A 9764-nucleotide genomic window follows, 5' to 3' on the forward strand; every position below is an offset into this window, starting at 1 on the left:
ATGATCGCCACCCACATCTCCGACTGCTGCACCCGGATCTTCTGGCCCTTCATGTCGGCCACCGTCTTGATCGGCTTCTTGGTGGTGTAGAACGAACGCGAACCGCTGTCATAGAAGGCCAGGCCGACGAAACCTTCCTTTTCCAGCGAGGCCAGCAGCTGGTCGCCGATGGGACCGTCGAGGGTTTCGCGCATGTGGGCGGTGGAGCGGAACAGGAACGGCAGCGACGGCACCATCATGGCCGGGGAGATCGCATGCAGCGCGGCGCTGTTGATGCGCACCATGTCGAGCGCGCCGATCTTGACCTGCTCGACGGTATCCTTTTCCGAACCCATGGAGCTGTTGGCGAAGACCTTGACGCCGAGGCGGCCCTTGGTCTGCTCGGCGAGCACCTTGCCCATCTGGCCCACGGCGACGACGGTCGGATAGTCGTTGGGGTGGACGTCGGCGGAACGGAAGTCCTTGGCGTGGCCGGTCAGGGCGACGGCGGCCAGGGCCACGGCCATGGCGGTGCGTTTGAATGTCTGGAATGCGGTGCTCATGCTCGAGTCTCCTCTATTATCTAAAATCTGAACGCTAAAACTGAATCCTGAAACCTGGTTCTGAAACCAAGCCCTGAAACTGCGGGGCTTTACGCCGGGAAGGAGAACGCCTGCTCGGCAATCCCCGTTACACCCGGATTGAAGGAAAACACGCCTCCCGCCAGCGGCTGCTCGGTAGCCACCGAAGGATGGTCCGGCCGGATCGACGTGACGAACAGCGTGTCAAGGTTCTTGCCGCCGAAGGCGCACATGGCGGGCTTCTTGACGGGCAGTTCGACGCTGCGGTCGAGCTTGCCTTCCGGCGTGAAACGATGAACCATGCCGGCGTCATTGCCGCATATCCAGTAGCAGCCGTCGGCATCCACCGCGGCGCCGTCGGGGCGGCCGGGATACGGATTCATGTCGACGAAAACGCGGCGATTGGTCGCCACGCCGTCATCGGTGTCGTAATCGAAGGCCCAGATCGTCTGCACGGTGGGATGGGAATCCGAGAGATACATCGTGTGGCCGTCAGGCGACCATGCCATGCCGTTGGGCACGATCATGTTTTCCATCTGCGAGACCAGGCCCCTGCCGTCGAGGCGGTACACCGCGCCGACCTGGCGGGCGAGCGACATGTCCAGGTGCATGGTGCCCGCCCAGAAACGTCCCTGGCGGTCACAGCGTCCGTCGTTGAAACGCATCGGCGCATCGGCATGTTCGACCGCCGCGATGCGGCGCACGCCGATGCTGTCGCCTTCCTTGAACTGCACCGAAAACACGCCGGTTTCCATGCCTGCGACAAAGCCGCCCTTGCCGTCCAGTCCGATGCAGGCAATCATTTCCGGCGCCTGCCAGGACTTGACCGCGTTATCGGCGGGCGTCCAGCGATACAGCTTGCCGTCCGGGATGTCCACCCAGAACAGGGATTGCGTCTGCGCGTCCCAGATCGGGCTTTCGCCCACGCCGTTCCTGACGTCGGCAACGAGATTGATGTGTGGATTGTTCATGCTTGAACTCCGTCCCGCCCTGATCAGGCGTCGAAAGGACCGTGGGTCACGAAGCGGCCGCCCTGGTACATCATCATCGGATCGTCGGCGGCAACCGGCGGCTGGGCTTCGACCTTGGCGCGGAACGGTTCCGAACTGTCTTTCGGCTGCCAGCCGAGATGCGCGGCCTTGCTGTTGTCCCACCAGGAATCGCGGTTGTCGGAGGCGCCGTACACGATGGTGTGGCCGACATTCGGCGTCTCCAGCGCGCAGCGCATCAGTTCGGTCAGGTCGTCATAGCTGAGAAAGGTCGACATCATGCGGCGGTCGAGCGGCTCGGGGAAGGAGGAGCCGATGCGCACGCAGACGGTTTCAATGCCGTAGCGGTCGAAATAGAAACGCGATGTCAGTTCGCCGAAGCCCTTGCTGATGCCGTACAGGCTGTCCGGGCGCATCGGCGCATCCGCGTCGAGCTTGTCCGTCTGCTTGTAGAAGCCGATCACATGGTTGGAACTGGCGAACACGATGCGCTTGACGCCCAGCTTGCGCGCGGCTTCGTAGAGATTGAATACACCGACGATGTTGGCATCGAGGATGGGCTTGAATGCCGCTTCCACGGAAATGCCGCCGAGATGCACCACGGCGTCGACACCGATCATCATTTCATGCACGGCCGCGGCGTCGGAGAGGTCGCACTGGAACAGTTCTTCATTGGGCGCCGCCGTGCCGAGAGGGGCGAGGTCCGCCAGGCGGAGCGTCTTCGCGAAGGGCGCAAGGCGCTCGCGCAGCACTTTCCCCAGTCCTCCCGCAGCACCCGTGATAAGAAGTCTGTTCATCATTGACTGTTTCCTTGTATTGGCCGTGCCGCATTGCGGCCGCATGCCCCAAAACCCAGGCACAACAGCGCTCCGCAACGCAACTTGTTATATGTAAGATGTATGATGACGGAGGTTACCGGAGGCGCATGTAAAATGTCAAGCATTGTCACAATGTTTTTTGTCGGTCGGAGTCGCTGAAACATGCCTTGCGCGAATGGCAATTTCGCGGAATAGCGTGCTGGCCCTTTACCGCATTGTTCCTACTTTGTTAGGCCGCTTCGGACGCGGCAATAGCGATTCCTGGCCAAAAATTCGTGCCGATTACACCTCCTCATTGATGCGGATAGCGACTTGCCCGCCCCCGAAGCGACAAGCCGGGCGCATTAGAACTTATCCTTCTTGATTGGCACCGGATAAACTCGCTCGCCTCCAGAAACCGTGGGAGCGCTCTTTTAGAGTCAAGCGATCTTCTCCTGTGAGACCGACGGCCCAGACCTTGGGCGGAGCGTTCAGCCCCTGGGTCGGAAATGGCTGTTTCGGCTATCAGCGGAGGCAGCCGATCTGACTTGATTTGACATCCGACCCGACACCGCACGTGATGCGCCTCCCGTCGAACCGGGACAACTCGGCAAAAGACAATGGCCGCCCTCTCCCGCCCTCGGTCCCGGCAAGATTCCATCTTGCCGGGACCGCGATAAACTCCAGATTTAATGGCCCATTAAAGACCGGCCGTGCTTTTAATACTTTTACGAGATGCGTAGTTGTTTTGTTTCCCCTTAAGTTGTATGATGTGTGACGTTATCCAAGTTTGCCCGTTTGTGCGCCTCCGCACAGGCTGATCGGCGCCTCTCCGATTTGCCAGCGTGCAAGTTTTCCTCAACCTTGAAAAGAGCAACGAACATGCAATTAGCTGAACTCAAAGCCGCCGTTGGCGCAGGCCTCCTCTCCTTCCCGGTGACCGATTTCGATCAGAACGGCAACTTCAACGCCGGCAGTTATGCGGAGCGCCTCGAATGGCTGGCTCCCTACAATGCCACGGCACTGTTCGTCGCGGGCGGCACCGGCGAATTCTTCTCGCTGACCCAGCAGGAATACCCGAGCGTGATCAAGACCGCGGTCGACCGCCTCAAGGGCCGCGTGCCGCTGATCGCCGGCACCGGCTACGGCACCCGCACCGCCATCCAGTATGCGCAGGAAGCCGAGCGCCTCGGCGCCGACGGCCTGCTGCTGCTGCCGCACTATCTCAGCGAAGCCAGCCAGGAAGGCCTGTTCCAGCATGTCAAGGCGGTCTGCGAATCGGTGAAGATCGGCGTCATCGTCTACAACCGCGGCCCGTGCAAGCTGCAGCCGGCGACGCTGGTGCGCCTGGCCGATGCCTGCCCCAACCTGGTCGGTTTCAAGGACGGCTTCGGCGACATCGACCTGATGGTTGCCATCCGCCAGAAACTCGGCGACCGCTTCGTCTACCTCGGCGGCCTGCCGACCGCGGAAGTATTCGCGCGTCCCTACCTGGCCATGGGCGTGACCACGTATTCCTCCGCCGTGTTCAACTTCATTCCGAAGACCGCGATGGATTTCTACCGCGCGATCCGCGAGAACGATGACGCGACCGTGGACCACCTGATCAATACCTTCTTCCTGCCGTTCATCGAACTGCGCAACAAGACGCCGGGTTATGCCGTCAGCCTGATCAAGGCCGGCGTCGAGATCGTCGGCCACGGCGGCGGCAAGGTCCGTCCTCCGCTGTCTTCCTGCAACGAACAGGAATACGAAACGCTGCGCGACTTGATCACCCGCCTCGGCGCGCAATAAGCGCATCGCGTAGAGCGCATCGTCCATCCGCATGGCGGTGCGCCATCCTCACCTGATTGAAAGGGCAACATGAAACCGTATTACAACTTCATCGCCGGCGAGTGGGTGCAGGGTGCGCGCACCCTGCAGAACATCAATCCGTCGGACACTGCCGACGTGATCGGCGAATTCGCGCAGGCCAACGCCGAGCAGGCGTTCCAGGCCGTCGCCGCGGCACGCCAGGCCGTACCCGCGATGGCGAAAATGACTATCCAGGCGCGTTCCGACGCGCTGGATTTCGTCAGCCGCGAACTGTTCGCGCGGCGCGAGGAACTCGGCACGCTGCTCGCCCGTGAAGAAGGCAAGACGCTCGCCGACGGCATCGGCGAAGTGGCGCGCGCTTCCTATATCTTCCGTTTCTTCGCAGGCGAAGTGCTGCATGCCAGCGGCGACCTGATCGATTCCGTGCGCCCCGGCGTGCGCGTCGAAGTCACCCGCGAACCGATCGGCGTGGTATCCATCATCACGCCCTGGAATTTCCCGATCGCGATCCCGGCATGGAAAATCGCGCCGGCGCTGGCCTTCGGCAATGCCGTCGTGTTCAAGCCCGCCGAGCTGGTGCCCGGCAGCGCATGGGCCTTGTCGGAAATCATTTCCCGCGCCGGCTTCCCGGCAGGCGCATTCAACCTGGTGATCGGCAAGGGTTCTGAAATCGGCGCCGCGCTGATCGAATCGCCGCAGGTCGATGCCATCACCTTCACCGGTTCGGTCAGCACCGGCAAGCGCATCGCTTCGCAGGCGGTTGGCCGCCTGGCAAAGCTGCAGATGGAAATGGGCGGCAAGAATCCGCAGATCATCCTCGATGACGCCGACCTCAATGTCGCGGTCAACGTGGCGCTGCAGAGCGCATTCTTTCAGACCGGTCAGCGCTGCACCGCGTCGAGCCGCCTGATCGTCACCGACGGCATCCACGACCGCTTCGTCAATGCGCTGCACGAGCGCATGCAGACGCTGCGCATCGATCATGCATTGAAGGCGGGCACCGACATCGGCCCGGTGGTCGACCAGTCGCAGCTGGACCAGGACCTGCGCTACATCGAAATCGGCAAGCGCGAAGGCGCCAGGCTGGTATTCGGCGGCGAACGCCTGCAGCGCGAGACCAATGGCTTCTACCTGCAGCCCGCGCTCTTCACCGAGACGACGGCCGACATGCAGATCAACCGCGACGAAATCTTCGGACCGGTGGCCAGCGTGCTGCGAGTGAAGGATTACGATGAAGCGCTGGCTGCGTCCAACGACACCCAGTTCGGCCTGAGCGCCGGCATCGCCACCACCTCGCTGAAGTATGCGGAACACTTCAAGCGCCATGCCGAAGCCGGCATGGTGATGGTGAATCTGCCGACGGCCGGCGTCGATTACCATGTGCCGTTCGGCGGCCGCAAGGGATCGAGCTACGGTCCGCGCGAGCAGGGCAAGGCCGCGCGCGAGTTCTATACCACGGTCAAAACCGCTTACATCGGTTGAGCGCATCGTGGTCGGGGATACCGGAAAGCTGGTCAAGCTGCGCAACCGCCATCTCGAGGCATGGGTCAGCCCGCGTCACGGCGCGGCGGTAGCGCGGCTGTTCGAGCCGGCGACAGGCTTTCACATCCTGCGGGCAACCGCGGAGGAAGACATTGCCGGGGGCGAGACGATGAAGTTCGGCTGCTTTCCGATGATCCCCTATTCCAACCGCATCGGCTTTCGGCGACTGGCCTTCGACGGCCGGTCGTTCGAACTCGACAGCAACCGTACGGGCGCGCCTCACAGCTTTCACGGCAATGCATGGATGCAGGCATGGCGCATCGATGAACTGCAGGAACAGCATCTCGGCGTATCGCTGGTACATGCGGGCGATGGACACTGGCCGTTCCCGTACACGGTGCGCCAGGAGCTGAGCCTAAAGCAGAACGTTTTTCATCTGCGGCTTTCGCTGCGCAATACCGGCACCGCCCCATTCCCGGCAGGCGGCGGCTGGCATCCCTTCTTCAACATCGATCCGGATTCACGCGTGAGCTTCGAGGCGCAGCGCGTCTGGCTCAATGACGAGCACATGCTGCCGCGCGAGTCGGCGCCGGCGCAAGGCAGCTGGAATTTCAGCAACAGCCGGCCGACGCAGGCTCTCGCGGTCGATAACTGCTTCCAGGGCTGGAACGGAAACGCCGTTCTGGAACATCCGGCACGTCGCCGCAGGATTACGATCGGTGGCTGCGAACGGCTGGCGTCCCTGGTGGTGTTCCGTCCTTCCGATGGACGCGAGTTCATTGCGCTCGAACCGGTCAGTCATGTCAACAACGGCATGAACCTCATGGCGCAAGGCCATACCGATACCGGCGTGTTAGTCCTGCAGCCTCAGGACTCCATGGAAATCGCAATGGAGATCTGCGTACACGGCAGTTGATCCAAACTGCTCCGTTTTACAAGCGGGCCGGGTTGTGGCGCTGTCCCTTGCAAGCTCGACTCGCCGCAAATATTTGTCGTTTGATTAGCGGCATTCCTGGTTTTATGCACGCTCGCTTGGAACTATAATTGCCAGCCTCCATTGTCGAATTGCGTCCGTGGCAGACCAATTCTACTCCTGGCGGCCTCAACGACGTACACCGCGCACGTCTCTCGCCCTGTCTTTCCTATCGCAACAGAACGCATGGCATTGCCTCAGCTGCCTTTCCAACCTGAGTCGGAGGCACATAGGCATTCCCGCATTAAGGCATGTGCGTAGCGTCGGGAACCGGATTGTGACTCCATTCCACTCATCTCTAGTCCGCGCCGTCCATCAAACCATCCCTCATATCAACTCAATGAGGGCAATGCAAAGCTTGCACGACACATGAAGGCAAACAATGCTGATGGTAAGCGGATACCTTGAAGCAGGTCATTTTCCAACTACAGAGTCAATCAAATATCAGAAAGAAGCAAAAGATGACAAAGATTCATGGCGGCAGCAATGATCCGTCTGCCCAGTATAGGGCGGATGACCCCAATCACAAGACAAGCAAACCGGACGCGCCGGCACCCAAGCCGGACCCCGACGATATCGAGAATGCGCCATCTCGTGGAGCAGCGCCGCCTGAGCCGGCACCCAAGCCGGAACCCGACGATGTCGAGAATGCGCCATCTCGTGGAGCAGCACCACCTGAGCCGGCACCCAAGGACCCAGACGATATTTAAAATCCGCCGTCTGGTGGAGAACCGTTTCTTGGCCGACTGGACATGACCCACGTAGATAATTTTCTCAGGCTCCTGTCCTGTCTATTTCCAGTCCTTCGCTAGACCCCAAGATCCTGCCGGTTCCCGCTGCGACCTTCCGTCGCCGCAAGCGGCCAGTTGGCGCCAACCGGCCGTTGAATAACACCCAGGTCAAGTTCCACGGACAATCGAAATACTTGTACCGCGTAGTGGATAAAGAAGGCCATTCCATGGATTTCCTGCTCACCGCCAGACGCGATCCGGCGGCGGCACGCCTCCTTCTTGGAAGGCGCCATCGGTCAGTACGGCCTACCTGAAAAGATCACCATCGACAGGAGCGGTGCCAACACGGCTGCCGTCCGCAGCATTCAAGCCGATACCGGTGCACCGATCGAGCTAAGCAAGTGAAATACTTGAACAACATCATCGAACAGGACCATAGAGCAATCAAACGCATCATCCGGCCCATGCTCGGCTTCAAATTCTTCCGGTCTGTTTCCGGTCTGTTTCCGGTCTGTTACCAGGATTTTTGCCGGTATCGAGACCATGCGCATGGCCAGTTCTATCCCTTGGCCGCCTGAACGACGGACACCTCGCATTTTCTCTTGTGCTGACATCCTTATCGCAACAGAACCGTTTTAACGTGTGCTTATATCCACTTATAACAGCACGTGCCGAAGATGCAGTTGGCGTCATTCAGGGACGCCGAAACATTCACCATGGGAATGGCAGACATCAGCACATGGAATTGGATTTATAACTCCCCGCTGGTTAAGATAATTTCAGCAAAACACTTTTAGGAGCCAACCATGTTCAGCGAATATCTTCCCCTGCTTTCCTTTTCCGCCATTGCTGCCCTGCGCCTGGCCCTGCTGGCCAATGCCGCAATCTCCAAGAAATAAAACGTGGCAGTCCTCAAAGAAGCCGCCCGGCGTGCAGACGCCGGGCGGTTTTCATTTTTGACATACGGAAAAGGGTATACTTCGTCTTAATTATTGGAAGCAATGCCGACGCAATACCGGTGCTTGTCCCGGTATTGCTGTGCGCAAGCCACAGGCTTGCCATCATTTCGTAAGCGGAGTGCCCCATCAAAAAGCGTGAAAACCTGGCCGACATGATGTTCGGCGCCATCTTCAGGGCCATCATGAATGGCGAACTGAAAGAAGGAGAGCGGCTTCCGAGCGAGGAAGCCCTCAGCGAAAAATACAAGGTGTCGCGCCCGACCGTACGGGAGGCACTGGCCCGGCTGCGTGTCGGCGGCCTGATCGTGTCGCGGCAGGGGTCGGGCAGTTATGTCGGCCGTCCGCCCAACCAGCCCATTCTCAAGTTTGCCGAACTCGAAAGCCTGTCCGATATCCAGCGCTGCTATGAGTTCAGGCTGGGAATCGAAGGCGGCGCCGCGGAAATGGCGGCAAGGATGCGTGACGAGAAGGATCTCGCGCAAATCGAGGCCGCGTATGAAAGCCTTGATCGGGTCATCCACATGAATGCCGTCGGCACCGAAGAAGATTTTGCATTCCATCTCGCCATCGCCGCCGCTTCGAAGAATCCACTTTTCCATACGGTGCTGAGTTCGATCAGAAACCAGACACGCTTCAGCATTGCCTTGTCGCGCAACCTGTCGCGCGACAAGAGCATGGAACGGCAGATGCTGGTGCAGCGCGAACATCGGGCCATCGTCGATGCCATCATCCGCCAGGACAGCAAGGCGGCGCGCGATGCGATGCGTGCCCATCTTGATCAGGCGTTGAAGCGCATGTTCTACGGCGAGTCATCGCCGCAGCAATCCGGTAACCATTGATTTGACGGCAGGCCGGGGGCGGCCCCACGACTTTCCTGCCCGCGCAGCCTGCAGCGCGGCCATAAGGGCGTGCGGGCGTACGGTTCGTGCCATCAATGAAAAAAGGTCATTCCGACTTTCGGAATGACCTAAACCCCTTTGGGAGAGACTCTTTACTGTCGCGTTGCCGGAGGAAGCGGAGCGAATCCAGTTATGCGCTGGCATGGTTGGAATTCAACGTGCTGGTGGCATCCGGCTCTGCGGTGACGATCCTCAAGCGCGCTGCCAGGTTGCCGGCCTGGGCAACCGCCGTCAGCAGCATGCATGACTGCTGACGATCAGGGCAACGGCATCAAAGCTATGCTTACTTTGCGCTTTTCTGGATCTTGGCGACGACGTCCTTGAGCGCCGGGTCGGTCACGAAGCGCTCATACACCGGCTTCATCGCCGCCGTAAAACCGGCCTTGTCCACATCCGTCACGATCTGCGCGCCGCTGGCCTTGACCACTTGCTGCGCCTTGGCTTCACGCTCGTCCCACAGCTTGCGCATCGCCGGCACCGACTCCTTGGCCGCCTTGCGGATCAGCGCCTGGTCGTCCTTGGACAAGCCGTCCCATACCTTCTTCGAGAACAGCAGCAC

Annotated in this window: 8 protein-coding genes and 2 pseudogenes; 6 read left to right on the forward strand and 4 right to left on the reverse strand. The window is 60.2% G+C overall.

Features of this window, described 5'->3' with window-relative positions:
- From dctP to FH061_RS29790, 3 genes are all read right to left on the reverse strand, one after another.
- The coding region (dctP, locus tag FH061_RS29780; RefSeq protein ID WP_225984981.1) for a TRAP transporter substrate-binding protein DctP at window positions 1-542 on the reverse strand (542 nt) is incomplete at its 3' end.
- Between the two features lie 89 nt (window positions 543-631).
- A complete protein-coding gene (locus tag FH061_RS29785) occupies window positions 632-1531 on the reverse strand; it encodes an SMP-30/gluconolactonase/LRE family protein (RefSeq protein ID WP_151639452.1) in 900 nt (299 codons plus the stop codon).
- Between the two features lie 23 nt (window positions 1532-1554).
- Window positions 1555-2349, reverse strand: a complete 795-nt coding sequence (locus FH061_RS29790; protein ID WP_151639453.1) for an NAD-dependent epimerase/dehydratase family protein — start codon at window positions 2347-2349, stop codon at window positions 1555-1557.
- Between the two features lie 879 nt (window positions 2350-3228).
- Here FH061_RS29790 and kdgD point away from each other — a divergent pair.
- From kdgD to FH061_RS29825, 6 genes and pseudogenes are all read left to right on the forward strand, one after another.
- Window positions 3229-4140, forward strand: coding sequence for a 5-dehydro-4-deoxyglucarate dehydratase (gene kdgD / locus FH061_RS29795; protein ID WP_151639454.1), 912 nt, complete (start codon window positions 3229-3231; stop codon window positions 4138-4140).
- A gap of 69 nt (window positions 4141-4209) precedes the next feature.
- Window positions 4210-5643, forward strand: coding sequence for an aldehyde dehydrogenase family protein (locus FH061_RS29800; protein WP_151639455.1), 1434 nt, complete (start codon window positions 4210-4212; stop codon window positions 5641-5643).
- A gap of 7 nt (window positions 5644-5650) precedes the next feature.
- Window positions 5651-6559 carry an aldose 1-epimerase gene (locus FH061_RS29805; protein ID WP_192805331.1) on the forward strand — a complete coding sequence of 303 codons (909 nt, stop codon included), beginning with the start codon at window positions 5651-5653 and terminating at the stop codon, window positions 6557-6559.
- 461 nt (window positions 6560-7020) lie between these two features.
- Complete coding sequence (locus FH061_RS29810) at window positions 7021-7326, forward strand: hypothetical protein (RefSeq protein WP_151639457.1); 306 nt, start codon at window positions 7021-7023, stop codon at window positions 7324-7326.
- Window positions 7327-7553: 227 nt separating this feature from the next.
- A pseudogene (locus FH061_RS31410) lies at window positions 7554-7925 on the forward strand (DDE-type integrase/transposase/recombinase).
- Between the two features lie 533 nt (window positions 7926-8458).
- Window positions 8459-9145 (forward strand): FadR/GntR family transcriptional regulator, encoded by a 687-nt coding sequence (locus FH061_RS29825; protein ID WP_151639459.1) that lies wholly within the window; start codon window positions 8459-8461, stop codon window positions 9143-9145.
- 343 nt (window positions 9146-9488) lie between these two features.
- On the opposite strand, the pseudogene FH061_RS29830 reads toward FH061_RS29825, so the two are convergent.
- Window positions 9489-9764: pseudogene (locus FH061_RS29830) on the reverse strand (TRAP transporter substrate-binding protein); the annotation flags it as partial.

This window comes from Noviherbaspirillum aerium, assembly GCF_008929045.1.
In the GTDB taxonomy this organism is placed as follows: Bacteria; Pseudomonadota; Gammaproteobacteria; order Burkholderiales; family Burkholderiaceae_D; genus Noviherbaspirillum; species Noviherbaspirillum aerium.